This is a genomic window from Streptomyces sp. NPDC090088 (genome assembly GCF_044747345.1).
GTDB lineage: Bacteria > Actinomycetota > Actinomycetes > Streptomycetales > Streptomycetaceae > Streptomyces.
In genome coordinates this window covers 601585-627693 of the sequence record NZ_JBIVDZ010000001.1, presented here as the reverse complement: position 1 = coordinate 627693, position 26109 = coordinate 601585, and the positions used below count along the sequence as shown (strand labels likewise).

At 70.0% G+C, this 26109-nt stretch carries 21 protein-coding genes and 2 tRNA genes; 5 read left to right on the top strand and 18 right to left on the bottom strand.

Features of this window, described 5'->3' with window-relative positions; translation table 11 throughout:
- Nucleotides 1-4: 4 nt before the first annotated feature.
- From mreC to ACIPSJ_RS02875, 7 genes are all read right to left on the bottom strand, one after another.
- The gene (gene mreC, locus ACIPSJ_RS02905) at nucleotides 5-955 is read right to left on the bottom strand and encodes a rod shape-determining protein MreC (protein WP_355722283.1); all 951 of its coding nucleotides are present in this window, start codon (nucleotides 953-955) and stop codon (nucleotides 5-7) included.
- Between the two features lie 157 nt (nucleotides 956-1112).
- Nucleotides 1113-2132 carry a rod shape-determining protein gene (locus ACIPSJ_RS02900; RefSeq protein WP_355722280.1) on the bottom strand — a complete coding sequence of 340 codons (1020 nt, stop codon included), beginning with the start codon at nucleotides 2130-2132 and terminating at the stop codon, nucleotides 1113-1115.
- Nucleotides 2133-2461: 329 nt separating this feature from the next.
- On the bottom strand, nucleotides 2462-2875 hold the full coding sequence (ndk, locus tag ACIPSJ_RS02895) for a nucleoside-diphosphate kinase (protein WP_093503045.1): 414 nt from the start codon (nucleotides 2873-2875) through the stop codon (nucleotides 2462-2464).
- A 67-nt stretch (nucleotides 2876-2942) separates the two neighbouring features.
- A complete protein-coding gene (locus ACIPSJ_RS02890) occupies nucleotides 2943-3302 on the bottom strand; it encodes a DUF4233 domain-containing protein (RefSeq protein WP_401342956.1) in 360 nt (119 codons plus the stop codon).
- Between the two features lie 2 nt (nucleotides 3303-3304).
- Nucleotides 3305-4762, bottom strand: a complete 1458-nt coding sequence (locus ACIPSJ_RS02885; RefSeq protein ID WP_401344544.1) for a bifunctional folylpolyglutamate synthase/dihydrofolate synthase — start codon at nucleotides 4760-4762, stop codon at nucleotides 3305-3307.
- A 92-nt stretch (nucleotides 4763-4854) separates the two neighbouring features.
- Nucleotides 4855-7344, bottom strand: coding sequence for a SpoIIE family protein phosphatase (locus tag ACIPSJ_RS02880; RefSeq protein ID WP_401342954.1), 2490 nt, complete (start codon nucleotides 7342-7344; stop codon nucleotides 4855-4857).
- A gap of 166 nt (nucleotides 7345-7510) precedes the next feature.
- Nucleotides 7511-10141 carry a valine--tRNA ligase gene (locus ACIPSJ_RS02875; RefSeq protein WP_401342952.1) on the bottom strand — a complete coding sequence of 877 codons (2631 nt, stop codon included), beginning with the start codon at nucleotides 10139-10141 and terminating at the stop codon, nucleotides 7511-7513.
- A gap of 136 nt (nucleotides 10142-10277) precedes the next feature.
- On the opposite strand from ACIPSJ_RS02875, the gene ACIPSJ_RS02870 reads away from it, so the two are divergent.
- Nucleotides 10278-11240, top strand: a complete 963-nt coding sequence (locus ACIPSJ_RS02870) for a hypothetical protein (RefSeq protein ID WP_359221198.1) — start codon at nucleotides 10278-10280, stop codon at nucleotides 11238-11240.
- A 78-nt stretch (nucleotides 11241-11318) separates the two neighbouring features.
- Here ACIPSJ_RS02870 and clpX read toward each other — a convergent pair whose 3' ends face one another.
- The 5 genes from clpX to ACIPSJ_RS02845 form a co-directional block, all read right to left on the bottom strand.
- Nucleotides 11319-12605, bottom strand: a complete 1287-nt coding sequence (clpX, locus tag ACIPSJ_RS02865; protein ID WP_189261442.1) for an ATP-dependent Clp protease ATP-binding subunit ClpX — start codon at nucleotides 12603-12605, stop codon at nucleotides 11319-11321.
- Between the two features lie 189 nt (nucleotides 12606-12794).
- Complete coding sequence (locus ACIPSJ_RS02860; RefSeq protein WP_355711644.1) at nucleotides 12795-13460, bottom strand: ATP-dependent Clp protease proteolytic subunit; 666 nt, start codon at nucleotides 13458-13460, stop codon at nucleotides 12795-12797.
- Nucleotides 13461-13527: 67 nt separating this feature from the next.
- Nucleotides 13528-14136, bottom strand: a complete 609-nt coding sequence (locus tag ACIPSJ_RS02855; RefSeq protein WP_362583058.1) for an ATP-dependent Clp protease proteolytic subunit — start codon at nucleotides 14134-14136, stop codon at nucleotides 13528-13530.
- A gap of 344 nt (nucleotides 14137-14480) precedes the next feature.
- Nucleotides 14481-15869 (bottom strand): trigger factor, encoded by a 1389-nt coding sequence (tig, locus tag ACIPSJ_RS02850; RefSeq protein ID WP_401342949.1) that lies wholly within the window; start codon nucleotides 15867-15869, stop codon nucleotides 14481-14483.
- A 187-nt stretch (nucleotides 15870-16056) separates the two neighbouring features.
- Nucleotides 16057-16133: transfer RNA gene (locus ACIPSJ_RS02845), tRNA-Pro, on the bottom strand.
- Nucleotides 16134-16285: 152 nt separating this feature from the next.
- Between ACIPSJ_RS02845 and ACIPSJ_RS02840 the strand changes: the two genes are divergently transcribed.
- Nucleotides 16286-16356, top strand: a tRNA-Gly gene (locus tag ACIPSJ_RS02840).
- A 77-nt stretch (nucleotides 16357-16433) separates the two neighbouring features.
- Here the strand turns inward: ACIPSJ_RS02840 and ACIPSJ_RS02835 are convergent.
- Nucleotides 16434-16628 (bottom strand): hypothetical protein, encoded by a 195-nt coding sequence (locus ACIPSJ_RS02835; RefSeq protein ID WP_123976981.1) that lies wholly within the window; start codon nucleotides 16626-16628, stop codon nucleotides 16434-16436.
- 462 nt (nucleotides 16629-17090) lie between these two features.
- Between ACIPSJ_RS02835 and ACIPSJ_RS02830 the strand changes: the two genes are divergently transcribed.
- Nucleotides 17091-18209, top strand: coding sequence for an acyltransferase family protein (locus ACIPSJ_RS02830; RefSeq protein WP_401342946.1), 1119 nt, complete (start codon nucleotides 17091-17093; stop codon nucleotides 18207-18209).
- A 6-nt stretch (nucleotides 18210-18215) separates the two neighbouring features.
- Here the strand turns inward: ACIPSJ_RS02830 and ACIPSJ_RS02825 are convergent, their stop codons facing one another.
- Nucleotides 18216-18668 carry an HD domain-containing protein gene (locus ACIPSJ_RS02825; RefSeq protein WP_401342944.1) on the bottom strand — a complete coding sequence of 151 codons (453 nt, stop codon included), beginning with the start codon at nucleotides 18666-18668 and terminating at the stop codon, nucleotides 18216-18218.
- A 1-nt stretch (nucleotide 18669) separates the two neighbouring features.
- Nucleotides 18670-19833 carry a PP2C family protein-serine/threonine phosphatase gene (locus ACIPSJ_RS02820; RefSeq protein ID WP_355711652.1) on the bottom strand — a complete coding sequence of 388 codons (1164 nt, stop codon included), beginning with the start codon at nucleotides 19831-19833 and terminating at the stop codon, nucleotides 18670-18672.
- A gap of 175 nt (nucleotides 19834-20008) precedes the next feature.
- Here ACIPSJ_RS02820 and ACIPSJ_RS02815 point away from each other — a divergent pair, with 175 nt between their 5' ends.
- Entirely contained in the window at nucleotides 20009-21250 is a 1242-nt protein-coding gene (locus ACIPSJ_RS02815) for a GNAT family N-acetyltransferase (protein ID WP_401342942.1), read from the top strand.
- Between the two features lie 16 nt (nucleotides 21251-21266).
- Here the strand turns inward: ACIPSJ_RS02815 and ACIPSJ_RS02810 are convergent, their stop codons facing one another.
- Both ACIPSJ_RS02810 and ACIPSJ_RS02805 read right to left on the bottom strand, forming a co-directional pair.
- On the bottom strand, nucleotides 21267-22070 hold the full coding sequence (locus ACIPSJ_RS02810; protein ID WP_401342940.1) for an Fpg/Nei family DNA glycosylase: 804 nt from the start codon (nucleotides 22068-22070) through the stop codon (nucleotides 21267-21269).
- Nucleotides 22071-22171: 101 nt separating this feature from the next.
- Nucleotides 22172-22657, bottom strand: a complete 486-nt coding sequence (locus tag ACIPSJ_RS02805) for a ribose-5-phosphate isomerase (protein WP_359221217.1) — start codon at nucleotides 22655-22657, stop codon at nucleotides 22172-22174.
- Nucleotides 22658-22874: 217 nt separating this feature from the next.
- Here ACIPSJ_RS02805 and ACIPSJ_RS02800 point away from each other — a divergent pair, with 217 nt between their 5' ends.
- On the top strand, nucleotides 22875-24308 hold the full coding sequence (locus ACIPSJ_RS02800; RefSeq protein WP_359221220.1) for an amino acid permease: 1434 nt from the start codon (nucleotides 22875-22877) through the stop codon (nucleotides 24306-24308).
- A gap of 3 nt (nucleotides 24309-24311) precedes the next feature.
- On the opposite strand, the gene ACIPSJ_RS02795 is transcribed toward ACIPSJ_RS02800, so the two are convergent.
- Nucleotides 24312-25988 carry a protein kinase gene (locus tag ACIPSJ_RS02795; RefSeq protein ID WP_401344541.1) on the bottom strand — a complete coding sequence of 559 codons (1677 nt, stop codon included), beginning with the start codon at nucleotides 25986-25988 and terminating at the stop codon, nucleotides 24312-24314.
- Between the last annotated feature and the right edge of the window lie 121 nt (nucleotides 25989-26109).

The following is a 26109-nucleotide window of genomic DNA, read 5'->3' as shown; positions in this document are numbered from 1 at the left end:
GCTCCTACTGCTGCTGGTCGGTGGTGTCCGTGCCCGTGCTCGCGTTCGCGGACGGGGTGACCGTGACGGTCACCGTCGGGGTCGGGGTCGGCTTCGGCTTGGCCGGGAGCACCTCGTCGCGTGGGTCCTTCTTCGGTGCCTCGACGACCACGCCGACGATGTCGAGCTTGGTGAAGGACACGAACGGCGTGACGTACAGGGTGCGGGTGAGGCCACCGTTGGACGGGTCGACGGAGGCGACCCGGCCGACCGGGACGCCCGGCACGAAGGGCTTGTCGCCCTGGGAGCCGAAGGTGACGAGCCGGTCGCCCTTCTTCACCTCGGCCTTGCCGTTGAGGAGTTCGACGCGCAGCGGGCGGTCGCCCTGCCCGGAGGCGAAGCCGAGTTCGTCGCTGCCCTCCATGCGGGTGCCGACGGTGAAGTCGGGGTCGTTGGCGAGCAGCACGGTGGAGGCGTCCGGGCCGACGGTGGTGACGCGGCCGACGAGACCGCTGCCGTTGAGGACGGTCATGTCGCGTTTGATGCCGTCGTTGTAGCCGACGTCGATGGTGATGGTCCAGGAGAAGCCCTGCGCCGACCCTATGGCGATGACCTGGGCGCCCTTGATGCCGTACTGGCCCTCGGCGGCGATGTTCAGCATCTTGTCGAGCTGCGCCAGGCGGCTGCGGTTGCGGTCGCTGCTGCCGAGCCGCGCCTTGAGGGTCGCGTTCTGCTTCTCCAGGCGGGCCAGCCGGTCGTGGCGTTCGCCGGAGTCACGGACGGCGGAGACGGCGTTGCCCACCGGGTCCACCACCGTCGACATGCCGTTCTCGATCGGGCCGAAGACCGCTGCCGCGGCCTGCCGGGCACCGTCGACCGGGGAGTTCCTGCCACCTCGGATGTCCACCGTGATCAGTGCGAACGCGATGGCGATCAGCAGCACCAGGAGCAGCCGGCTCTCTTTCGTGTCCCTCACGTGCGGCGGCCGTGCCTTCCTCAATAGGAACTTGGGCGAGCTTGGTTTTATGGGGGGTTGGGGAAGCAGAGCTCGTTTTGTGCGAGCTTATGCCTCTATACCAACGATCCGCCGCACGAGAGGAGATCATCTCGTACGGCGGAATCGAAGAGTTACGTCATCTGCGCGGCTGGGCGTCCAGGACCTGCTGGAGCGCCTCGAACTCCTCGACGCACTTGCCGGAGCCGAGCGCCACGCTGTCCAGCGGGTCCTCGGCGATGTGGATCGGCATGCCGGTCTCCCGGCGCAGCCGCTCGTCCAGACCGCGCAGCAGGGCTCCGCCGCCGGTCAGAACGATTCCCCTGTCCATGATGTCGCCGGACAGCTCCGGCGGGCACTTGTCGAGCGTGGTCTTCACCGCGTCGACGATCGCGTTGACCGGCTCCTCGATCGCCTTGCGGACCTCGGCGGCCGAGATGACCACGGTCTTCGGCAGGCCGGACACCAGGTCCCGGCCGCGGATCTCGGTGTGTTCGTCGTCGTCGAGCTCGTACGCCGAACCGATCGTGATCTTGATCTGCTCGGCCGTCCGCTCGCCGAGGAGGAGGCTGTACTCCTTCTTGATGTGCTGGATGATCGCGTTGTCCAGCTCGTCGCCCGCGACGCGGATGGACTGGGCGGTGACGATGCCGCCGAGCGAGATGACCGCGACCTCCGTGGTGCCGCCGCCGATGTCCACCACCATGTTGCCGGTGGCCTCGTGGACCGGCAGGCCGGAGCCGATGGCCGCGGCCATGGGCTCCTCGATGATGTGCACCTGGCGGGCACCGGCCTGCGAGGACGCCTCGATGACGGCGCGGCGCTCGACGCCGGTGATGCCGGAGGGCACGCAGACGACCACGCGCGGGCGCGCGAGATAGCGACGCTTGTGGATCTTCAGGATGAAGTAGCGGAGCATCCGCTCGGTGATCTCGAAGTCGGCGATGACGCCGTCCTTCAGCGGGCGGACGGCGACGATGTTGCCGGGCGTGCGCCCGATCATCTTCTTCGCCTCCGCGCCGACCGCCAGAATTCCACCGGTGTTCGTGTTGATCGCGACAACGGACGGCTCGTTGAGTACGATCCCGCGACCCCTGACGTACACCAGCGTGTTGGCGGTCCCGAGGTCGACAGCCATGTCACGGCCGATGAACGACATTGAGTTCCCCATCAGGATTCGTCTGGCCTTCCCGGGAGCTTTTGAGGGCATTTCAGGTCGGCGAAGTGGGTGCTGTGACGTGAAGGCTTCCATCGTAGACGCGCCTGCACGAACACTGCGCGAGGGTCTTCGCCATTGTCAGCACGTACAGGGCCGCCTCGCTTCTGGAGACGGTCCAACGGGGCCACGCGTTCCCCCGATCGGCACGCATATGCCGAGGGACGGCCGAAAACGTTCGGCCGTCCCAGCGTACGCGGGCCGTCATGCTGACGCCACGTCAAAAACTTCCACGAAAACTCCGTACGGGCCCGTCGCGGGGGTCCGCAGGGTTACGCGCGGCCCGGGAAGAAGATCTTGACCTCGCGCTCGGCGGACTCCTCGGAGTCGGACGCGTGGATCAGGTTCTCGCGGACGATCACACCGAAGTCGCCGCGGATGGAACCGGGCGCGGCGGCGATCGGGTCGGTCGGGCCGGCGAGCGCGCGGATGCCCTCGATGACCCGCTCGCCCTCGACGATCAGGGCGACGGACGGACCGGCGGACATGAACTCGACCAGCGGCTCGTAGAACGGCTTGCCGACGTGCTCGGCGTAGTGCTGCTCCAGCGTGGCCCGCTCCAGGGTGCGCAGCTCCAGCGCGGTGATCTGCCAGCCGGCCTTGCGCTCGATACGGCTGATGATCTCGCCGGTCAGTCCCCGACGGACGGCGTCGGGCTTGAGGAGGACGAGGGTGCGCTGAGTCACGGGAGGGGCTCCTTCGGTACTGACCGGGTGCGGTGCTGGCAGGCTACAGGGCGGATCTGGGCGTCCGTCACGCAGCGTCAGGTGCGGAGGAGGCCTCGGACCGCGCCGCGAAGCGCGCCTTGGCCTCGTCGATCTTTCTCCCGTAGTGCACCGACGCCCACCACAGCCCGGCGAAGATCGCGCCCATGAAGTACATCGTCGGCACGAAGACGCCGGAGGCGATCAGCGCGATCTGCAGCGCCCAGCCGAGGGCGACGCCTCCGGGCCGGGTGATCACCCCGCACAGGGCCACGCACAGGACCATGGCGATGCCGCTGACCAGCCACACCGTGGAGGTGGACAGGTCGGGGTCCTTCATGGCGACCAGGGCGGCGAAGCCGATGACGAAGAACTCGCCGATCAGGGTGGAGGAGCAGAGTGTCCGCATGGTCAGCCCCTCCCGAGGAGCAGTCGGGCCTCGCCGACGGTGATGACGGAACCGGTGACCAGCACCCCGCCGCCGGCGAACTCGCCCTCCTCCTCGGCCAGCGTGATCGCGGCCTCCAGGGCGTCGGGCAGCCGCGGTTCGACCTGGACGCGGTCCTCGCCGAACACCTCGACGGCGATCGCGGCCAGCTCGTCCGCGTCCATCGCGCGGTGGCTGGAGTTCTGGGTGATCACGACCTCGGCGAAGACCGGCTCGAAGGCCTCCAGCAGCCCCCGGACGTTCTTGTCGCCGCTCGCCCCGACCACGCCGATCAGCCGGCTGAAGTCGAAGGCCTCGCCGACGGCTTCGGCGGTGGCGCGGGCGCCGGCCGGGTTGTGCGCGGCGTCCAGGACGACGGTCGGAGAGCGTCGTACGACTTCGAGGCGGCCCGGCGAGGAGACGGCCGCGAAGGCCTTGCGGACCGTGTCGATGTCGAGGGGCTCGGGACGCTGGGAGCCGACGCCGAAGAACGCCTCCACGGCGGCGAGCGCGACGGCCGCGTTGTGCGCCTGGTAGGGGCCGTGCAGGGGGAGGTACACCTGGTCGTACTCGCCGCCGAGGCCGCGCAGGGTGAGCAGCTGGCCGCCGACGGCGATCTGGCGGGCGACGACGCCGAACTCCAGGCCCTCGCGGGCCACGGTGGCGTCCACCTCGACGGCCTTCTTCAGCAGCACCTGGGCCGCGTCCACCGGCTGCTGGGCCAGGATGACGGTCGCGTCCTGCTTGATGATCCCGGATTTCTCGACGGCGATCGCGGCGGTGGTCTCGCCGAGGCGGTCGGTGTGGTCGAGGTCGATGGGGGTGACGACGGCGACGTCCCCGTCGATGACGTTGGTGGCGTCCCAGGAGCCGCCCATGCCGACCTCGACGACGGCGACGTCCACCGGGGCGTCCGCGAAGGCCGCGTACGCCATGGCGGTGAGCACCTCGAAGAAGGAGAGCCGGTACTCCTGCTGCCCGTCGACCATCTCGACGTAGGGCTTGATGTCCTGGTACGTCTCGATGAACCGCTCGGCGGAGATCGGGGCGCCGTCGAGGCTGATGCGCTCGGTGATCGACTGCACGTGCGGGCTGGTGTAGCGGCCGGTGCGCAGGTCGAAGGCGCCGAGCAGGGCCTCGATCATGCGGGCGGTGGAGGTCTTGCCGTTGGTGCCCGTGATGTGGATCGAGGGGTACGACCGCTGCGGCTCGCCCAGCACGTCCATGAGCGCGGCGATGCGGGTGACGGACGGCTCCAGCTTGGTCTCGCCCCAACGGGTGGCGAGCTCCGCCTCGACCTCGCGCAGCGCCTTGTCGACCTCGGGGTCCTCGGGGCGGGCGGGGACGTCGGCCTGCTGCGGGCCGCCCTGGGTACGGAGGGTCCGGCTGCCGGCCTCGATCACCGCGAGATCGGGGTCGCGGTCCGTCTCGGCCTCGATCATCTCGTCGAAGTCGTCGAAGCTCTCATGGGGGTCGCGCGGGGGCAGATCACTCACCCCACCAGTCTACGGAGCCGGGCGACCGCCCGGGGAACTCAGGGGGTGTCCGGCAGGGACTGTTCGCACCAGATGGTCTTGCCCGCGGAGGTCTGCCGGGTGCCCCAGCGCTGGGTGAGCTGGGCGACCAGCAGCAGGCCCCGGCCGCCCTCGTCGAAGATCCGGGCCCGTCGCAGGTGGGGGGCGGTGCTGCTGCCGTCGGAGACCTCGGTGATCAGCATCGTGGTGTCGCGGATGAGACGGAGCTGGATCGGGGAGCCGCCGTAGCGGATGGCGTTGGTGACGAGTTCGCTGACCACCAGTTCGGTGGTGAACGACAGCTCGTCCAGCTGCCAGGCGCCGAGCTGGCCGCTGGTCAGGGTGCGGGCCCGGGCGACGTGCTCGGGGTCCGCGGGGACCTCCCAGGTGGCCACCTGGTCGCCGGGCAGGGCGTGGGTGCGGGCGAGCAGCAGGGTGACGTCGTCGGCGGGCTCGCCGGTACGCAGCGCGTCCACCACCCGGTCGCAGGTCGCCTCCAGCGACTCCGGGCTTCCCGTGGTTCCCGTGCTTCCCGGGTTTTCCGGGTTTCCCGCCAGCGCGTGGCGCAGCCGGTCGAGGCCGTGGCTCAGGTCGAGGTCGCGGGAGTGCACCAGGCCGTTGCTGAACAGGGCGAGCGTGCTGCCCGGGGCGAGCTCCAGCTCGGTCGTCTCGAACGGCAGCCCGCCGAGCCCGAGCGGCGGCCCGGCCTGGCCGGGGGCGGGCTCCACCGCCCCCTGAGGCGTGATCACGAAGGGCAGCGGGTGGCCCGCGCTGGCGAGGGCGCAGCGCCGGGAGATCGGGTCGTGGACGACGTACAGGCAGGTCGAACCCACCTCGCCGGCCTGCTCCCCGGCGCCGTCGTCGAGGTGCAGGACCAGGTCGTCGAGGTGGGTGAGGAGCTCGTCGGGCGGCAGGTCGACGTCGGCGAGGGTGCGGACCGCCGTGCGCAGCCGGCCCATGGTGGCGGAGGCCTGGATGCCGTGGCCGACGACGTCCCCGACGACCAGGGCCACCCGGGTGCCGGACAGCGGGATCACGTCGAGCCAGTCGCCGCCGACTCCGGCCCGGGTGCCGGTGGGCAGGTAGCGGTAGGCGAAGTCGAGGGTCGGGCAGACCGGCAGGCCGTGCGGCAGCAGGCTGCGCTGCAGGGCCAGCGCGGTCTCCCGCTCCCGGGTGTAGCGCCGCGCGTTGTCGATGGCGCGCGCGGACTTCGCGGCGAGTTCCTCGGCGTCGGAGAGGTCGTCCGCCTCGAACGGCGGGGAGTCGTGCGTGCGCCAGAAGGCGATCACCCCCATCAGGACGCCCTGTACCGACAACGGCGCGGTGATCAGCGAGCCCATGCCGTACTCGCGGAGCCGGTCCGCCTTCCGGGCGTCGGGAAAGGCCCCTGCCTCGACGGCACGCAGGTCGAGCACCAGGGCCGCGTCCGGGAGGGCGGCGCCGGAGGCGGACCGGGGTGGCGGGCTCACCGCGATCAGCGCGTCGACCGGGTCCAGCGGGGAGTCGTCGCGGACACCGCCCCGGGCGACGCGCCGCAGCGCCTTCTCGGCGGAGGTCGGGTCCCCGCCGTGCAGCACGGACTCCTCCAGGTCGACGGTGACGAAGTCGGCGAAGCGCGGGACGGCCACCCGCACCAGGTCGTCGGCGGTCCGCCGCACGTCGAGGGTGGAGCCGACGGCCGTACCGGCGTCGTAGAGCAGTCTGAGTCGCCGGTGGCTCTTCTCCAGGGAGCCGGCCATGGTGTTGAAGGCCGTCTCCAGCTGGCCGATCTCCTTGCGGCCGGAGGGCGGCACCCGGGCGCTCAGGTCGCCGGCGGCGAGCCTGGTCGCGGTGCCGGCCATCCGGCGCACCGGCCAGACGATCACCCGGGTCACATAGGCGCCGTAGCCGACGATCAGGAGGGCCGCGACCCCGACGCCGACGGACGCGGCGACCGTCAGCATGTCCATCCGGGTCTCGAGGGCGTTCTCGCGGCGGCCGATGGCGCGGCGCTCGGCGTGGAGGTAGCGGGAGAACTGGCCGCGGAGCGAGTCGAGGCGCTGTTTGCCCTCCAGGGTCCGCGCGGTGCTGATGGCGTCGGGGTCGCCGCGCCGGGCCTCGTCGACGAGCGGGATCGCGTAGTCGTGGATGAAGGACTGCCCGGCCTGCTGGATCTGCTCGGCGAGCAGGCGCTGGGCGGGGGACGTGCTGACGTCCACGAGTTTCCGCGCCCGCGCGGGGAACGCGGCCCGTGCCTCCCGCCAGGGCTTGAGGAACTCGTCCTGCCGGGTGATGACGTAACCCCGCTGTCCGCCCTCCATGTCGAGGACGGTCTCCTGGACCACCCCTATCTGGTCCAGGGCCGGTCGGCCGCTGCGGGCCGACAGCAGGGAGTGCCGCGCGTCCTGGACGGCCAGCACCAGGACCAGGAAGACGAGGCCGATGAGGACGGCGAGCAGGCCGCCCGCGACAGCCGTCAGGGGAACGAGTCCCCTGCGCGGAGCTGTCTTCGTCCGGCCCCTGCGCTGCATGCGGGCGTTCCCTCCGCCACATAGCACCAAAACGGAGCATTACGGTCATGCCCCTACTTCTGGATTGTAGGGCGGTGCGGAGCCGGCGCCGGATGAACGGGAGACGCGCGCAGGCGCCCGGCGGCCCTGTCAGAGGGCTGCCGGGCGCCTGCGGGGACGCGTCGGACTAGGCCTGCGGAAGGCGGTCCAGCTGGGTCTGGATCCGTGCGATGTCCTCGTCGGCCTTGGCGAGGCGCCCGCGGATCTTGTCGACCACGTTGTCCGGGGCCTTCGCCAGGAACGCCTCGTTGCCCAGCTTGGCCGTGGCCTGGGACTTCTCCTTCTCGGCGGCGGCGAGGTCCTTGGCGAGGCGCTTGCGCTCCGCCGCGACGTCGATGGTGCCGGAGAGGTCGAGGGCGACCGTGGCGCCGGCGACCGGGAGGGTGGCCGTCGCCGCGAAGGCGTCGCCCTCCGGCTGCAGGCGCAGCAGCTGGCGGATGGCGGCCTCGTGCGGGGCGAGGGCCGTGCCGTCCAGGGTGAGGCGGGCCGGGACCCGCTGCCCTGCCTGCAGGCCCTGGTCGGCGCGGAAGCGGCGGACCTCGGTGATGACGGACTGGAGGGCCTCGATCTCCTTCTCCGCCGCCTCGTCGCGGAAGCCGCTGTCGGCCGGCCAGTCGGCGATCACGACCGACTCGCCGCCCGTGAGCGTGGTCCACAGGGTGTCCGTGACGAACGGGATCACCGGGTGGAGCAGCTTCAGGGTGACGTCCAGGACCTCGCCGAGGACGCGCTGGGAGACCTCGGCGCCCCGGCCGCCCGCCTGGAAGGTGGTCTTGGACAGCTCGACGTACCAGTCGAAGACCTCGTCCCACGCGTAGTGGTAGAGGGCGTCCGACAGCTTGGCGAACTGGAAGTCGTCGTAGAACGCGTCGACTTCGGCGACCGTCTTGTTGAGGCGGGAGAGGATCCAGCGGTCCGTCGCCGACATCTCGGCCGGGTCCGGGAGCGGGCCCTCGACGGTCGCGCCGTTCATCAGGGCGAAGCGGGTGGCGTTCCAGATCTTGTTGGCGAAGTTCCGGGACGCCTGGACCCAGTCCTCGCCGATCGGCACGTCGGTGCCCGGGTTGGCGCCGCGGGCCAGGGTGAAGCGGACGGCGTCGGAGCCGTACTGGTTCATCCAGTCGAGCGGGTCGACGGCCGTGCCCGAGGACTTCGACATCTTCTTGCCGAACTGGTCGCGGACCAGACCGGTCAGGGCGATGGTCCTGAAGGGGACCTCGCCGTCCATGGCGTAGAGGCCGAACATCATCATCCGGGCGACCCAGAAGAAGATGATGTCGTGGCCCGTGAGCAGGACGTCGGTCGGATAGAACTTCTCGAGATCCGGGGTCTGTTCGGGCCAGCCGAGGGTCGAGAAGGGCCACAGGCCGGAGGAGAACCAGGTGTCCAGGACGTCGGGGTCCTGCTTCCAGCCCTCGGCCTCGGTGCCGGGCGGCTCCTCGTCGGGGCCGACGCAGACGACCTGGCCCTCGGGGCCGTACCAGACCGGGATCCGGTGGCCCCACCACAGCTGGCGCGAGATGCACCAGTCGTGCATGTTGTCGACCCAGTCGAAGTAGCGCTTCGACATGTCGGTGGGGTGGATGGCGACCCGGCCGTCGCGGACCGCGTCGCCCGCCGCCTGCGCCAGCGGGGCGACCTTGACCCACCACTGCATGGACAGGCGCGGCTCGACGGTGGTCTGGCAGCGCGAGCAGTGGCCGACGCTGTGCACGTAGGGGCGCTTCTCGGCGACGATCCGGCCCTGCGAGCGCAGCGCCGCGACGATGGTGGAACGGGCCTCGAAGCGGTCGAGTCCCTCGAAGGGGCCGTGGACCGTGATGACGGCCCGCTCGTCCATGACGGTGATGGACTCCAGGCCGTGGCGCTGGCCGATCGCGAAGTCGTTCGGGTCGTGGGCGGGGGTGACCTTGACGGCACCCGTGCCGAACTCCGGGTCGACGTGCGTGTCCGCGACGACGGGGATCGTACGGTCCGTCAGCGGGAGCTTGATGCGCTTGCCGACCAGGTGCTTGTAGCGCTCGTCGTCGGGGTGGACGGCGACCGCGGTGTCACCGAGCATCGTCTCGGCACGGGTGGTGGCGACGACCAGTGTCTCGTCGCCCTCGCCGTACTTGATGGAGACCAGCTCGCCGTCGTCCTCCTGGTACTCCACCTCGATGTCCGAGATGGCCGTCAGACAGCGGGGGCACCAGTTGATGATGCGCTCGGCGCGGTAGATCAGCTCGTCGTCGAAGAGCTTCTTGAAGATGGTCTGGACGGCCTTGGACAGGCCCTCGTCCATGGTGAACCGCTCGCGGTCCCAGTCGACGCCGTCGCCGAGGCGGCGCATCTGGCCGAGGATCCTGCCGCCGTACTCTTCCTTCCACTGCCAGACCCGCTCGACGAACTCCTCGCGGCCCAGGTCGTGGCGGGACTTGCCCTCCTCGGCGAGCTGCTGCTCGACCTTGTTCTGGGTGGCGATGCCGGCGTGGTCCATGCCGGGCAGCCACAGCGCCTCGAAGCCCTGCATGCGCTTGCGGCGGGTCAGCGCGTCCATCAGCGTGTGCTGGAAGGCGTGGCCCAGGTGCAGGGAGCCGGTGACGTTCGGCGGGGGGATGACGATGGTGTACGCGGGCTTGTCGCTCTTGGCGTCGGCCGCGAAGTAACCGCGCTCTACCCAGCGCTCGTACAGCGTCCCCTCTACGTCGGCCGGCGCGTACTGGGTCGGCAGTTCGGTGCTGGGCGCTGTGGGCTGCTGCTGAGCATTCTCGGTCACGCGCTCAGTTTAGAGGTGTCCCGGGCGTGTCCCGAAACGCGTTTGTTCTGTAACGGTGGGCACCCCCACGCCATGAGTCCCCTGTGGCTGCGCCAGGATGTCAGGAACACATAAGCATCTGGAGGGGAACCCAGAGATGAGCTACAACCAGCCGGGCCCGTACGGCGGGCCGCCGCCGCAGCAGCCGGGACCCTACGGACCGCAGCCGGGTCCGTACGGCCAGCCGCCGCAGGCGCCCCAGCCCGGCTATGGCTACCCCCAGCAGGCTCCGCCGGCGGCCCCGCCGCAGCCGGGCTACGGCTACCCGCAGCAGGCCCCGCCGGTCCCGCCGCAGCAGAACCCGTACGGCCAGCAGCAGCCGCCCTACGGCCAGCCCCCGTACGGCCAGCAGCCCTACGGCGTCCCGCAGCCGCCGGCCCCGGGCGGCGGCAAGAAGAAGACGGGCCTGATCATCGGCGCGGTCGCGGTGGTCGCCGCCGTCGCGGTCGGGGCGTACTTCGTGCTCGCCGGCAGCGGCTCGGAGCTGAAGGACGACGGGCCGCACAAGCTGACGACGCCGAGCACCCTGCTGTCCAAGTACAAGCGGTACGGGGACTCCAACGAGGAGAAGGCGAGCGCGAGCGACGCGAAGGACCTCGCCAAGGCCGGTGTCACCGACGCCACTTCGGTCGGCGCGATCTACTCCACCGTCGACCTGTCGTCCCTCGACACCACCGACCCGACGTCGGTGGCGAAGGCCCAGGCCGCCGAGAACGTCACCCTCTTCGGCGTGTACGGCAAGGTGAAGGACCCGCAGGTCGCCCTGGACACCACCTTCGCGCAGATGAAGAAGGACGGTTCCTCGGACGACGACGTGAAGCTGGTCGGCGACGCGCAGTCGGTCTCCCCCGACGGTCTGGACGGCGCGGTGATGAAGTGCCAGCAGGCGCAGAGCAAGAACCAGGTCACCGGCAAGGAACAGTCGACGTACATGTGCATCTGGGCGGACTACAGCACCATGGGTGTCGTGGAGCCGACCGCGGGGGTGAAGACGTACACCCTGGACGAGTCCGCGAAGATAGCGGCGGATGTGCGCGGTGAGGCCCGCGTGGCCAGGTAGGGCCCACCCGCGCCCTTCCGGCACACACGAAAGCGCCGGGCCCTCCGAGGAGGGCCCGGCGCTTCGGTGTTGGCGGGGTTACGCCGACTTCTGCTCACCCGAGCCCCGGCCGCGCGCGTCGCGCGGGATCAGGGTCGGGTTGACGTTGGAGTGGACGACGTCGGCCGTGATGACCACGCGGGCCACGTCCTTGCGGGACGGGACCTCGTACATCACGGACATGAGGACCTCTTCCATGATGGCGCGCAGGCCGCGCGCGCCGGTCTGGCGGAGGATCGCCTGGTCGGCGATGGCCTCCAGGGCCTCGCGCTCGAAGTCCAGCTCCACACCGTCGAGTTCGAAGAGGCGCTGGTACTGCTTGACCAGGGCGTTGCGCGGCTCGATGAGGATCTGGAGCAGGGCCTCGCGGTCCAGGTTGTGGACCGAGGTGATGACGGGGAGGCGGCCGATGAACTCGGGGATCATGCCGAACTTGACCAGGTCCTCGGGCATGACGTCCTCGAACTGGTCCTTCGACTGAAGCTCCCGCTTGGAGCGGATGGTGGCGCCGAAGCCGATGCCCTTGGCGCCCGCCCGGGACTCGATGATCTTCTCCAGGCCGGCGAACGCGCCGCCCACGATGAACAGGACGTTCGTCGTGTCGATCTGGATGAACTCCTGGTGCGGGTGCTTACGGCCGCCCTGCGGCGGGACGGAGGCCGTGGTGCCTTCGAGGATCTTGAGCAGGGCCTGCTGGACACCCTCGCCGGAGACGTCCCGCGTGATCGAAGGATTTTCGCTCTTTCGGGCTACCTTGTCGATCTCGTCGATGTAGATGATCCCGGTCTCGGCCTTCTTGACGTCGTAGTCGGCCGCCTGGATCAGCTTGAGGAGGATGTTCTCCACGTCCTCGCCCACATAGCCCGCCTCCGTCAGCGCGGTCGCGTCGGCGATCGCGAACGGGACGTTCAGCATGCGGGCCAGGGTCTGTGCCAGGAGTGTCTTGCCGGAGCCCGTGGGGCCCAGCAGGAGGATGTTGGACTTCGCCAACTCGATGGCGTCGTCGCGGCCTTGGGCGCCGCCGTTCTCCCCTGCCTGGACGCGCTTGTAGTGGTTGTACACCGCGACCGAGAGGGCCTTCTTGGCGGGCTCCTGGCCCACCACGTAGCCCTCCAGGAACTCGTAGATCTCGCGGGGCTTGGGGAGTTCCTCCCAGCGCACCTCGCTCGTCTCGGCGAGTTCCTCCTCGATGATCTCGTTGCAGAGATCGATGCACTCGTCGCAGATGTACACACCGGGCCCTGCGATGAGCTTCTTGACCTGCTTCTGGCTCTTGCCGCAGAACGAGCACTTGAGCAGATCGCCGCCGTCACCGATGCGTGCCACGGTGTGCTTCCCCTTCGCCTGGGAGACGCCTGGACTCTTTCGAATCCAGCGGCTCCTGGTGCTGCCTTATGTCGACGGTACCTTGCCGGGCCCCCCGTACGGGCCCCCCTTGGCACGGTTCACTTTGACGTGCACCTTGCCGAGCACGCGGTCAAACCGTGCCAAGGGCGGCAGAGACTACATCCTCTGTCAGCTGACCGCGGAGTTGTTCATCTTCCGGGTGGAGATGATCTGGTCGACGATGCCGTAGTCCAGCGCCTCCTCGGCCGTGAGGATCTTGTCGCGCTCGATATCCTCGCGGACCTGCTCGATCGGCCGGTTGGAGTGCTTGGCCAGCATGTTCTCCAGCTGGTCGCGCATCCGCGTGAACTCGTTGGCGATGATCTCCAGGTCGGAGAGCTGGCCGCGGCCGGTGGAACCGGCCGGCTGGTGGATCAGCACCCGGGAGTTCGGCAGCGCCATGCGCTTGCCGGGCGTGCCGGCGGCCAGCAGGATCGCCGCGGCGGAGGCCGCCTGACCCATGCAGACCGTCTGGATGTCGGGCTTCACGAACTGCATCGTGTCGTAGATCGCCGTGAGGGCGGTCATGTCGCCGCCCGGGCTGTTGATGTAGATCGAGATGTCCCGGTCGGGGTCCATCGACTCCAGGCACAGCAGCTGCGCCATGACGTCGTTGGCGGAGGCGTCGTCGATCTGGACGCCGAGGAAGATCACGCGCTCCTCGAAGAGCTTCGCGTACGGGTCGTACTCGCGGATGCCCTGGGAGGTGCGCTCGACGAAGCGCGGGATGACGTAGCGGGCGTCGGGCCGGGGCCCGTCGTAGCGGGCGTCAGCGGCGCCGGAGATGTTGCTCATGAGGGTGTTCACCGTCCTGGTGGCGTTCGGGGGGCTGGAGTCTCGGCGGAGTGCGGCCTGGCCGGGCTCAGGCGGCGCCGGTGCCGCCGCCTCCCGGAACACCGGAGGCATGCGTGATGATCCCGTCGATAAGACCGTACTCCTTGGCCTCTTCCGGGGTGAACCAGCGGTCGCGGTCGCCGTCGCGGACGATCGTCTCGACGGACTGGCCGGAGTGCAGGGCGGTCAGCTCGGACATGGTCTTCTTGGTGCGCAGCAGGTACTGGGCCTGGATCTTGATGTCCGAGACCGTACCGCCCAGGCCCGCGGAGCCCTGGTGCATCATGATGTCGGTGTGCGGCAGCGCGAAGCGCTTGCCCGCGGTACCGCCGGTGAGCAGGAACTGGCCCATCGAGGCCGCCATGCCCATCGCGATGGTCACCACGTCGTTCGGGATGAACTGCATGGTGTCGTAGATCGCCATGCCGGCCGTCACCGAGCCGCCGGGGCTGTTGATGTAGAGGAAGATGTCCTTGTTGGGCTCGGCGGCGAGCAGCAGCAGCTGCGCCGTGATCTTGTTGGCGATGTCGTCGTCCACCTGCTGGCCCAGGAAGATGATCCGCTCGCCGAGCAGCCGGTTGTAGACCTGGTCGCCGAGGCCACCACCGAAGGAAGGCTCGCCGGCGGCGGAGGGCATCAGATTCGTCACGTATCCACCTGCTCGTCTTACGACGGCGCCGGGCCGTCTCACGTTTCCGTAGCCGGGGGCTTGGCTGCCCTCGTACTCATGGACCCTAACGCGATGGTCCCTTCGGGGAATCCCGGTAACAGGGCTGTTCGCCGGGGGCGTAGCGGCGACGCCGGGGGCCGACGGCTACGCGCCGTGGTTGCGTCGGTGCGTGGGCGCGTGCGGGTGCGTGGGGGCTTGTCGCGCAGTTCCCTGCGCCCCTGACGGGGCGCCGCACCTCGGGCGTACGGCAAAGGGGCCCCCGGGACAGTGCCCAGGAGCCCCTCTGTACGCCGTTACGGGCGCCGTGGGGGTCAGCCCTCGGCCTTCTCCTCGTCGGCGGTGTCCGTGGCCTCGGCGGCGGCCTCGGGGGCCTCCGTCTCGTCCTCGTCCTCGTCGTCGAGGTCGACGATCTCGCCGTTGGTGTCCTTCACCGTGGCGGCCTCGACCACGACGGCCAGGGCCTTGCCGCGGGCGACCTCGCCGACCAGGAGCGGAACCTGGCCGCCCTCGACGACGGCCTGGGCGAACTGGTCGGGGGACATGCCGGAGGAGGCCGCACGCCGCATGAGGTGCTCGGTGAGCTCCTCCTGGTTGACGTTGAGGTTCTCCTTCTTGACCAGCTCGTCGAGGACGAACTGGGTCTTGATGCCCTTGACCGCGGCCTCGCGGGTCTCGGTGTCGAACTCCTCGGCGGTCTTGCCCTGGATCTCCAGGTACTTCTCGAGGTCGAGACCCATCTGGCCGAGCTGGTGGTGCTCCAGGTTGTGCTTGCGGGTGTTGATCTCGTCCTCGAGGAGCTTCTCGGGGACGGGCACCTCGACGAGCTCCAGGAGCTTCTCCAGGACGCGCTCCTGGGCCTGGGTGGCCTGGTCGTACGTCTTCATGTTGGCGAGCCGCTTGCGGCTGTCGGCCTTGAGCTCGTCCAGGGTGTCGAACTCCGAGGCGAGCTGCGCGAACTCGTCGTCCAGCTCGGGCAGTTCGCGGGCGGCGACCTGGGTGACCTTGACGGTGACCTCGGCCTCCTTGCCGGCCGCGGAGCCGCCCTTGAGCTCGGAGGCGAAGGTGGCCTCGCCACCGGCCTCCAGGCCCTTCACGGCGTCGTCGATGCCGTCCAGCAGCTCGCCGGAGCCGATGGTGTAGGAGACACCGCTGGCGATGCCGTCCTCCAGCACCTCGCCGTCGACCTTGGCCTCCAGGTCGATGGTGACGACGTCGCCGTCCTCGGCGGCACGCTCGACCGGGGAGGTGGACGCGAAGCGCTCACGGAGCTGCTCCACGGACTTCTCGATGTCCTCGTCGGTCACCTCGACGGCGTCGACCTCGACCTCGATGCCGGTGTAGTCCGGGATCTCCAGGGCGGGGCGGACGTCGACCTCGGCGGTGAAGTTCAGCGTCTCGCCGTCCTTCAGCTCGGTGATGTCGACGTCGGGCTGGCCGAGCGGGCTGAGCTCGGCCTCGTTGACCGCTTCGGTGTAGAACTTCGGGAGCGCGTCGTTGACGGCCTCCTCCAGCACCGCACCGCGACCGAACCGCTGGTCGATGACCCGGGCCGGGATCTTGCCCTTGCGGAAGCCCTTCACCGTGACCTGCTGGTTGATCTTCTGGTACGCCGCGTCGAGGCTGTCCTTGAGCTCCTCGAAGGGCACCTCGACAGTGAGCCGAACCCGGGTCGGGTTCAGGGTCTCCACGGCGCTCTTCACGGTTCGGTCTCCTTGTGGCTGACTTCTTGGGTTCTGCCGGTGCCAGAGGGGCCCGGCGGAGTTTCGCCGCCCGGAGGAGTTCGTAGGCCGCCGTCTGGCGGGCCGGGACACACGGGCGCGCAGCTTGCATAGTAACCGCAGCCGCTCAGCGCCCCAAAAGGCGATCAAGACGGACGCCGTCAGGTGGTGGTCGGGGTGGCGGGATTTGAACCCACGGCCTTCCGCTCCCAAAGCGGACGCGCTACCAAGCTGCGCCACACCCCGTATCGGTGCGACACGTAGGGTACATGCCCGGGCTGCCCGCGTCGGCCGCTTTGTTCACCGACATCCGCCCAGACCAACCCATTGGCCCGGGCAGCCGGCGACCCGCTACGATGCCTCCTGTGCCGCGGTCACCGACCTGCGGCGCGTGGTGTGCGGGCGTAGCTCAATGGTAGAGCTTCAGTCTTCCAAACTGACTACGCGGGTTCGATTCCCGTCGCCCGCTCTGAACGGCGAAGGCCCAGGTGAGAGGTTTCCCCCTCTGCCCTGGGCCTTCGGTGCGTCCAGGGGCCGTGGTCACGGTCAGAAGCTGATCGAGTTGATGGTCTGCGCTATCGAGTCGAGGAACCGCTGGATGGACGGGGCCATCCCGGTCGACGCGAGGAAGAAGCCGAACAGGACCGCGACGATCGCGGGGCCGGCCTTGATGTTCCCCCCTCTGATCAGCACTACCAGGATGATCGCCAACAGCAGCACCACAGACAGTGAAATGGCCACAACTGATCACACCCTCGGTCGGTTCCGCTCTCCCGGCCCAGGGGTACGACCCCGCACCCCCGCCAGAACCATCGTGCCACCAACCAGGCCGCACTATGCGGTCCGTGACACAACGTCGACAGTGCACCGCACACCGACTGCCGCCCGCACAGTAATTCGAGGGTCCACCCACCCATGGATCCATGGCAATTGGCAGACATGGTTTCCGTGTCCACACAACGCGTGCGCAGCGAATTCGAATTGTTTACACAGGCACCACAAGGCAGGTCCGCACGCGGATGTTATGCACCAATTAGTCAGGAAGAATAGGGACATCACGGGTGTAAGTGCCGCATGGAACTGCATGAGTACAGGAGTCGACTCCGCCAATAGGGACGGCGGTTCGGCACGTGTCCCAGCTCATATCCAGGATTCCCATCGAGCGTTTTACGGAATCCCACAGGCGACGCTAAGGTGCCTCAGATGTCCGACGCCGCCACGCCCCCCGGCCAGAACCGAACACCCCGTCCCCCGGCCCGACCGCCGGGAGGCACAGAGCGCGACGCGTTCTTCGACAACGCCAAGTACCTGGCGATCGTGCTGGTCGCCATGGGCCACTCCTGGGAGCCGCTGAAGGGCGACAGCCGGGTCCTGGAGGCCGTGTACTGCGTGGTGTACGCCTTCCACATGCCGGCGTTCATCATCGTCTCCGGCTACTTCTCCCGGAACTTCGACCTGCGCCCGGACCGGCTGAAGCGGCTGCTCACCGGGGTGGTCGTGCCCTACGTGCTGTTCGAGACGGCCTACTCGCTCTTCGAGCGCCTCGTCATCGGCGACCCCGGCCAGGACATCAGCCTGCTGGACCCCTGGTACCTGACCTGGTTCCTGTGCGCGCTGTTCGCCTGGCGGCTGACCACGCCGGTCTGGCGGGCGGTCCGCCACCCGCTGCCGCTCGCGTTCGCCGTGGCGATGCTGGCGTCCGTGTCGCCGAGCATCGGCGACGACCTGGACCTCCAGCGGGTGCTTCAGTTCCTGCCGTACTTCGTGCTCGGCCTGTGCCTGCGGCCCGAGCACTTCCGGCTGGTGCGCAGGTGGCCGGTGCGGATCGCCGCGGTGCCGGTGTTCGCGCTGGCACTGGCGTTCTCCTGGTGGGCGGTGCCGCGGATGAACACCGCGTGGTTCTACCACCGGGACTCCGCGCAGGAACTGGGTGCGCCGTGGTGGTGCGGGCCGGTGATGGTGCTCGCCATGTTCGGCTGCTCGATGGTGCTGACGGCCGCCTTCCTCTCCTGGGTGCCGGGCCGCCGGACGTGGTTCACCGCGCTGGGCGCGGGCACGCTCTACGGCTATCTGCTGCACGGTTTCGTCGTGAAGTACGGCGTCCACGCGGGCTGGTTCGACCCGAGGTGGCTGCACGGCCCGCTCGGCGAGATCCTCGTCACCGCGCTCGCCGGCGCCGGGGTGACCCTGCTGTGCACCCGGCCCGTCCGGCGGGTGTTCCGGTTCGCCATGGAGCCGGGGATGGAGTGGGCGTTCCGGCAGGACGCGGCGGAACAGGCCCGCGAGCGGAGCCGGCGCGGCCGGGAGATGGCCAACGCGTGAGTCCGCCTACGCGGGCAGGCCGAGGAGGCCGCGCATCCGGGCGTACTTCTCGGCCAGCCGGTCGCGGGTGGGTGCGTCGAGTACGGCGAGACGGCCGGGGTCGGCGTTGTGCGCGAGGTCGGCCTGTTTGACAAGCAGCGCGCCCGGGGTGTCCAGGACGCGGCGCGCGTACGCCTCCGGGGCCTCGCCCTCCCGTTTGGTCAGCGCCAGCACGATCGCCTTCGTACGGGGCGTGAGCGGCGCCGAGGCCAGCCACTCCTCCGTCACGGCGTGATCCTCGACGGAGTCGTGCAGCCACGCGGCGGCGACCTGCTCCGGGTCACCGCCCCGGGCACGCACCCCTTCGGCGACCGCGGCCAGATGCTCGGCGTAGGGCCGCCCCGCCTTGTCGGTCTGCCCGGCGTGGGCGGCGCGGGCGATCTCCTCGACCTCGGGGACGGAGAGGGGGGCCGGGGTCACGTCACCGGGCCGCTTCGCGGCAGATCAGCAGCAGGGCCCGGTCGTCGTTGACGTCCTTGGCGACGGCCTCGATGAGGTGCCAGGCCGCGCCGTGGAAGCCGCCCGCCACATAGCGGTCGGCCTCGCCGGTCAGCCGGTCCATGCCCTCCATGATGTCCCGGTCGGAGGTCTCCACCAGGCCGTCCGTGAAGAGCATCAGGACGTCTCCGGGGCGCAGGGAGCCCTTGACCGAGTCGAACTGGGCGCCGTCGTAGACGCCGAGGAGGGGGCCCTCCGCGGCCTTCTCCTCCCAGCGGCCGCTGCCCGCGCTGAGCTGGAGGCCGGGCGGGTGGCCCGCGGAGTACAGCTCGTAGTCGCCGGAGTCGAGGTCCAGGACCAGGTGGATGGAGGTCGCGAAGCCCTCGTCCCAGTCCTGGCGGAGCAGGTAGCCGTTGGCGGCGGGCAGGAAGGCGTGCGGGGGCAGGGAGCCGAGCAGGCCGCCGAAGGCGCCGGAGAGCAGCAGGGCGCGGGACGCCGCGTCCATGCCCTTGCCGGAGACGTCCGTGAGGACGACCTCCATGGTGCGGCCGTTGTTCGTGCGCGAGGCGACCACGAAGTCGCCGGAGAAGGACTGACCGCCGGCCGGCCGCAGCGCCATCTCGCGGTGCCAGCCCGGCGGCAGCTTCGGCAGCTTGCTCTGCACCCGGATGCGTTCGCGCAGGTCGAAGAGCATGGTGCCGCCGCGCCGCCAGGGCACGCCGACCCGGCTGCGGAACTGCGCGGTGAGCAGTCCGAAGAACCCGCAGGCCGCGACGACCAGGACGACACCGGGGGTGACCCGGGAGGGGCCCTCGGTGTAGGGGCCGAGCCGTACCGACTCCACGATCAGGGCCGTCGCCGCCGCCGCGTACAGGCCGAGCAGGCTCGCCGGGCGCAGCAGCAGGCCGCCCGCGATGATCGGCAGGACCAGCAGGGCCGGGGAGAACCACACCGAGTTGGCGAGGGTCATGGCCGCGAGGACCGGGATGGTGAGCAGCAGTCCGGCCAGCGCGATCCAGTCGGAGCCGTCGCCGCGGAAGTAGTCCACGGCGCTTCTGCGCAGGCCGACGCGGGCCCGGTGCCACTGCATCTTCCACCGGGCCGTAAGCGTCTCGGCCTTCGCGCGCCGCTCTCGGTCTACTGCCATTAGTTCGGGACCCTATCCATCGGACCAGCTTCTTGGCACGGGAGGTCCCACTTGTCCCCCGTCCGAGGCTCAACTTCGCGTGCGACTTCACAGTGAACTTCACCGGACGCCCTCACGTCGCCGTCCGGGAGAAATTCGCTGGCTCGTCCCGCATTGCCCCTGATAGGCATGGCGTATGGCGACCGACCGTGCGACCGAGTTGAAGGTGCTGCGTCCCGAGGAGTTCGACGGGTGGTGGGAGCACCTGGTGCGTGCCTTCGGCGCGGGTCCGGCGTCGGCCGAGGAGCGGGAACTGGACCGTTCCCTCACCGACTTCGAGCGTTCGCTGGCCGTCCGGGACGGATCCGAGCTGGTGGGGACGGGCGGCGCGTTCCGGTTCCGGATGACCGTGCCGGGTGGCGCCGTGCTGCCCACCGCGGGGGTCACCATGGTGAGCGTGGCCGCGACGCACCGGCGGCGCGGGGTGCTGACCTCGATGATGCGCCGCCAGCTGGACGACGTACGGGAGTGGGGCGAGCCGCTGGCCGCGCTGACCGCCTCCGAGCCGGCCATCTACGGCCGCTTCGGGTACGCCGCCGCGACCTTCCAACTGCACGCCGAGATCGACACGAGCCGGGTCACCCTGGACGTGCCGGCCGGCACCGACGACATACGGGTGCGGTATGCCGCGCCGGCCGAGGTGCTCGCCGCCTGTGAGGCGGTGTACGCGCGGACGGTGCCGCTGCGGCCCGGGATGCTGGCCCGGCAGCCCGGCTGGGAGCGGGTGGCGCTGCTGGACCCGGAGAGCGAGCGTGACGGGGCGTCGGCGCTGCAGTGCGTGGTCGCCGAGCGGGACGGTGAGGTCACCGGGTACGCCCGGTTCCGCACCAGGCTGGGCTGGTCGCCGAGCGGGCACGACGGCACGGTGGCGCTGGAGGACCTGGCCGCCGTCGACCCCGTGAGCGACGCGGCGCTGTGGCGGTTCCTGTTCGGCATCGACCTGATGTCGAAGCTGACGGTACGGGGGCGCCCGGTGGACGACGCCTGGCAGTACCTGGTCTCCGACATCCGGCGCTGTCTGACCCGGGTCCAGGACAAGGGGTACGTCCGCCTCGTCGACGTCGGTGCGGCGCTCGCGGCCCGCACCTACCAGACGCCGGTGGACGTGGTGCTGGCCGTGGAGGACGCCTTCTGCCCCTGGAACACGGGGCGTTGGCGGCTGACCGGGGACCCCAAGGGCGCGTCCTGCGAGCGGACGACGGACCCGGCCGAACTCGCCCTGTCCGTACGGGAGCTGGGGGCGGCGTACCTCGGCGGGGTGTCCCTGCTGTCGCTGGCGCGGGCCGGCCGGGTGGCCGAGCTGCGGCCGGGAGCGCTGGCGGAGGCGTCGACGGCGTTCGGCTCACCGGTGACGCCGTGGCTGCCGCACGGCTTCTAGCGCTGCCGGCGCACGGTCAGCGCCGCTGGCAGGCGGGGCACCAGAAGAGGTTGCGGGCGGCGAGGTCGGCGGTGCGGATGCCGGTGCCGCAGAGGTGGCAGGGCAGGGTGGCCCGGCGGTAGACGTACACCTCGCCGCCGTGGTCGTCCACGCGCGGCGGCCGGCCCATCGCCTCCGGCGTGTGCTCGGGCCGCACGGTGTCGATCCGGTTGTTCCTGACGCCCTCGCGCATCAGCTCGACGAGATCCCGCCACACGGCGTCCCACTCGCCCGGGGTGAGGTCCCGGCCCGCGCGGTACGGATCGATGCCGTGCCGGAACAGCACCTCGGCGCGGTAGACGTTGCCGACGCCCGCGATGACCTTCTGGTCCATCAGCAGGGCGGCGACCGTCGTACGGCTGCGGGAGATCCTCCGGTACGCCGCGTCCGGGTCGGCGTCGTCACGGAGCGGATCCGGCCCGAGCCGGGCGTGTATGGCGTCCTTCTCCTCGTCGGTGATCAGGGCGCAGGTGGTGGGACCGCGCAGGTCGACGTACGAGGTGGCGTCGGCGAGCCGCAGCCGGACGGTGTCCGTGGGCGGCGGCGCGGGGGCGTCACCGAACCCCACCTTGCCGAAGAGGCCGAGGTGGATGTGCACCCAGTCGCTCTCACGGAACCCGAGGAAGAGATGCTTCCCGTGCGCCTCGGTACGGGTGAGGGGGGCACCGTCGATCAGCGCGGCGGCGTCGGAGAACTTCCCCTGCGGGCTGGTGACCCGTACGGGCCCGGTGAACCGCCGGTAGTCCAGCGCGAGCCGGTGAATGGTGTGCCCCTCCGGCACTTCCGCACTTCCTTCCCACCCACCCACTCGACTCGGTCAGTGGAGAGGTGAACGTCGAGGGGACAGGGAGATCCCGCAGCAGTGGGGTGGGTGGGCAGAGGCTACGGCTGGGGGTGGTGGGCCGGGATCGGGGGGAGGTCGCCCGTGGTCTCGTACGCCGACAGCATGTCGATGCGACGGATGTGCCGCTCCCCCTCGGAGAACGGCGTGTTGAGGAACGTCTCGACGAACTTCGTCGCCTCGTCCTCCGTGTGCATCCGCGCGCCCACCGCGACGACGTTGGCGTCGTTGTGCTGCCGGCCGAGCGACGCCGTCTCCTCGCTCCAGGCCAGCGCCGCCCGCACGCCCTTCACCTTGTTCGCGGCGATCTGCTCACCGTTGCCGGAGCCGCCGATCACGATGCCGAGGGACTCGGGGTCCGCCGCCGTCCGCTCGGCCGCGCGGAGGCAGAAGGGCGGGTAGTCGTCCTGGGCGTCGTAGATGTGGGGGCCGCAGTCGACGGGGTCGTGGCCCGCCGCCTTCAGCCACTCGACGAGGTGGTTCTTGAGTTCGAAGCCCGCATGGTCGGAGCCGAGATACACGCGCATGGGATGAGTGTGACACGGGTGCAACCACCCGGCAGGGCCGGGGCCGCATACCCGAAAGCGCTCCGGGAAATGTGAGTAACACTACAGAACCTCAGGAAAACCTCAAGTAACGATCTGGATTCAAAGGTTCAGGAATCAGTCCACCTCCGTTTCACTGGACCGACTCGTACGCCGCTCGTACGAGAGCCCGCTCACCCGGCGCAAAGGAATTCCCCCCATGACTGGTAACGGTCTCCACGCTGGACTCAAGAACCGACATCTGTCGATGATCGCGATCGGCGGCGTCATCGGCGCCGGTCTCTTCGTCGGCTCCAGTTCCGGTATCGCCACCGCAGGCCCCGGCATCCTGCTGTCGTACGCGCTCGTCGGCACGCTCGTGGTGCTGGTGATGCGGATGCTCGGCGAGATGTCCGCCGCGAACCCCACCTCCGGATCGTTCTCCGCGCACGCGGACCGCGCGCTCGGCCGCTGGGCCGGGTTCTCCATCGGCTGGCTGTACTGGTTCTTCTGGGTCGTGGTGCTGGCGGTCGAGGCCACCGCCGGCGCCAAGATCCTGGAGGGCTGGATCCCGGCCGTACCGCAGTGGGGCTGGGCGCTGATCGTGATGGTCGTGCTCACCGCCACGAACCTGGTCTCGGTCGGCTCGTACGGCGAGTTCGAGTTCTGGTTCGCCGGCATCAAGGTCGTCGCGATCGGCGCGTTCATCGTCGTCGGTCTGCTGGCCGTGCTCGGCGTCCTGCCCGGCGCGCACACGGACAAGGCGGGCTTCTCCAACCTCACCGACCACGGCGGCTTCCTGCCGCACGGCCCCGGCGCCATCCTGACCGGCGTGCTCCTGGTCGTCTTCTCCTTCATGGGCAGCGAGATCGCCACCCTGGCGGCCGGCGAGTCGGAGAACCCGCAGCGCGCGGTCACCAAGTCCACCAACAGCATCATCTGGCGGATCGGCGTCTTCTACCTCGGCTCGATCCTGATCGTCGTCGCGCTGCTGCCGTGGAACGACCCGTCGATCAAGGAGAAGGGCTCGTACGTCGCCGCCCTCGACTCCCTCGGCATCGCGCACGCCGGCGAGATCATGAACTTCATCGTGCTGACGTCCGTGCTGTCCTGTCTCAACTCCGGCCTGTACACGGCCTCCCGGATGGCGTTCTCGCTCGGGCAGCGCGGTGACGCGCCGAAGGCGTTCGCGCGGACCACGTCCCGCGGTGTGCCGATGGCCGCGATCGTCGCCTCCGTCGTCTTCGGCTTCGTCGCCGTCTTCTTCAACTACAGGTTCCCGGACTCGGTCTTCCTCTTCCTCGTCAACTCCTCCGGCGCGGTGGCCCTGTTCGTCTGGCTGGTCATCTGCTTCTCGCAGCTGCGGATGCGGAAGATCATCCAGGCCGAGGCGCCGGAGAAGCTCGTCGTGAAGATGTGGCTGTACCCGTATCTGACCTGGGCGACGGCCGGTCTGATCGTGTTCGTGCTGGGCTACATGCTGACCGACACGGAGGGCGAGAGCAGCGGTCGTACGACGGTGCTGCTGTCGTTGCTGGTCGCGGCGGTCGTGGTCGCGGTCGCCGTGGTGAAGCAGAAGGTGACGGGCGGCCGTACCGCGGAGGCGACGGCGGCCGAGTCCGCCGAGTCCGCCGACAAGGTGTCCGTCGGCTGACGCTCACAGCAGGGTGAAGCCCTCCTTCACCTGTGCGTACGTCCGTACGGCCTGGGCTTCGACCGCCGGCTGGTACCAGGTGTTGATCTGGTACGACTTGCCGTCGGCGTCGAAGCCCAGCAGCCGTGCGTGCCAGGGGGTGCCCTTGAGGGTGAAGGTGTACTCCCAGACCACCGCCGGGTAGCCGCGGAAGGTCGTCTCGGCCAGCCGGATCTTGTTGTAGTCCCGGCCCTGGTGGGCGCTGCGTTCGGAGGCGGTCCAGCTCTCCATGAGGTCGCCGCGGGCCAGGGAGGACTTGGCGACGAGTTCCTGGCGGCCGTCGGGGGAGGTGTAGTGCACCTCGGCGCCCGTCTTCACGTCCCGCCGCCAGCCCTTGGGGGTGACCCAGGCGAAACCGCCGGCCTCCTCGTGGGCGCCGGGCGGGAGGCTGCGGGGGCGGGTCGTTCCCTCTACGGTCGGCGCCGATGAAGTGGGCTTGGCCGAGGAGGAGGTGCCGGTCGCCGTCTTGTCGTCGCCGCCGCCTGTTGTGGTGGTGAGGAGGACGGCTATGGCGGTGGCTACGGCTGCGGCTCCGAGTACGGCGAGGAGGGTGGTGCGTCGGGGGGCTGTGCGGTGATGGGTCGCCGCGGGTGTGTGGGGGCTGGTCGCGCCGTTCCCCGCGCCCCTGACGGGGCGCTCCGGGTCGGGGCGTTTCAAGGTGGGGGCCGCCGAGTTGCCCGACGGGGTTTCGGAACGGACCTCCGAGCGTTCCGTAGCCGCCTCCGTGGAGGCGCTGACCGGCGGTGACATGTGCGTCTGCGTCGGCGGTGGCTGTGGGCGTTCGTCCTGCGGCGGTGGCAGGCGGAGCTTCGTCGGGTCCACGTACACCGGTGTCGGGCGTTCCGCCGGCTGGGGTGCCGGGGCCGGAGGCGCCACGGTCGGGGTCCGGGTCGGGTACGCCACCGGGCGCAGGGCCTGTTCGACCTCGGCCAGGTCCGGCCTGGTCGTCGGGTCCTTCTCCAGGAGTGCGGCCAGCAGTTCACGCAACGGGCCTGCGGCGGCGGGTAGTTCGGGCTCCTCGTAGAGGACCGCGTGCAGGGTGGCGAGGGTGGTGTCGCGGGAGAAGGGGGAGCGGCCGGCCAGGGCCGCGCACAGGGTCGCGCCGAGCGACCAGACGTCGGAGGGCGGGCCCTGCGGGCGGCCGGAGATCCGCTCGGGGGCCATGTAGTCGGGGGAGCCGACCAGCATGCCGACCATGGTGAGCGCCTTGGCGTCCTGGATGGCCGCGATGCCGAAGTCGGTGAGGACGACCCGGCCGGCGGTGCTCTCGACAAGAACGTTCCCGGGTTTGATGTCGCGGTGCAGCACTCCCCCGGCGTGCACCTGACGCAGTGCCGCGACCAGGCCGAGACCGATCCGGGCCGCCGCGCGGGGGCTCAGCGCCCCCTCCTCGGCCATGATCCATTCCAGGGAGCGGCCGTGCACCAGCTCCATGACGATCCACAGGCGTTCGCCCTCGTCGACGACGTCGTAGACCCGTACGACGTTGGGGTGGTCGATGCGGGCGGTGGCCCTGGCCTCGCGCAGGGTGCGTTCGCGGCGGGTGCGGGTGTCCTCGGCGTCGAGGCCGTCGATCCGCATCTCCTTGACCGCGACCTGCCGGTCGAGCGTCTCGTCGGCGGCCCGCCACACCCGCCCCATTCCTCCCTGCCCGATACTCTCGGCCAGCCGGTAGCGGCCGTTCACCAGCAGCCCCGGGACACCACCCGGCCCCGCGCTCCCTGGACCAACGGAATTCCCCGGCCCCTCCGAATTCCCTGAA

Coding starts and splice junctions, on each gene's coding strand:
- ACIPSJ_RS02900 (WP_355722280.1), bottom strand. CDS start 2,132: ATGTCGTTCATCGGCCGTGACATGGCTGTCGACCTCGGGACCGCCAAC.
- ACIPSJ_RS02890 (WP_401342956.1), bottom strand. CDS start 3,302: ATGCGGACACTCTGCTCCTCCACCCTGATCGGCGAGTTCTTCGTCATC.
- ACIPSJ_RS02885 (WP_401344544.1), bottom strand. CDS start 4,762: ATGATCGAGGCCGAGACGGACCGCGACCCCGATCTCGCGGTGATCGAG.
- ACIPSJ_RS02880 (WP_401342954.1), bottom strand. CDS start 7,344: ATGCAGCGCAGGGGCCGGACGAAGACAGCTCCGCGCAGGGGACTCGTT.
- ACIPSJ_RS02870 (WP_359221198.1), top strand. CDS start 10,278: ATGAGCTACAACCAGCCGGGCCCGTACGGCGGGCCGCCGCCGCAGCAG.
- ACIPSJ_RS02860 (WP_355711644.1), bottom strand. CDS start 13,460: ATGAGCAACATCTCCGGCGCCGCTGACGCCCGCTACGACGGGCCCCGG.
- ACIPSJ_RS02855 (WP_362583058.1), bottom strand. CDS start 14,136: ATGCCCTCCGCCGCCGGCGAGCCTTCCTTCGGTGGTGGCCTCGGCGAC.
- ACIPSJ_RS02830 (WP_401342946.1), top strand. CDS start 17,091: ATGTCCGACGCCGCCACGCCCCCCGGCCAGAACCGAACACCCCGTCCC.
- ACIPSJ_RS02820 (WP_355711652.1), bottom strand. CDS start 19,833: ATGGCAGTAGACCGAGAGCGGCGCGCGAAGGCCGAGACGCTTACGGCC.
- ACIPSJ_RS02815 (WP_401342942.1), top strand. CDS start 20,009: ATGGCGACCGACCGTGCGACCGAGTTGAAGGTGCTGCGTCCCGAGGAG.
- ACIPSJ_RS02805 (WP_359221217.1), bottom strand. CDS start 22,657: ATGCGCGTGTATCTCGGCTCCGACCATGCGGGCTTCGAACTCAAGAAC.
- ACIPSJ_RS02800 (WP_359221220.1), top strand. CDS start 22,875: ATGACTGGTAACGGTCTCCACGCTGGACTCAAGAACCGACATCTGTCG.
- ACIPSJ_RS02795 (WP_401344541.1), bottom strand. CDS start 25,988: ATGGGGCGGGTGTGGCGGGCCGCCGACGAGACGCTCGACCGGCAGGTC.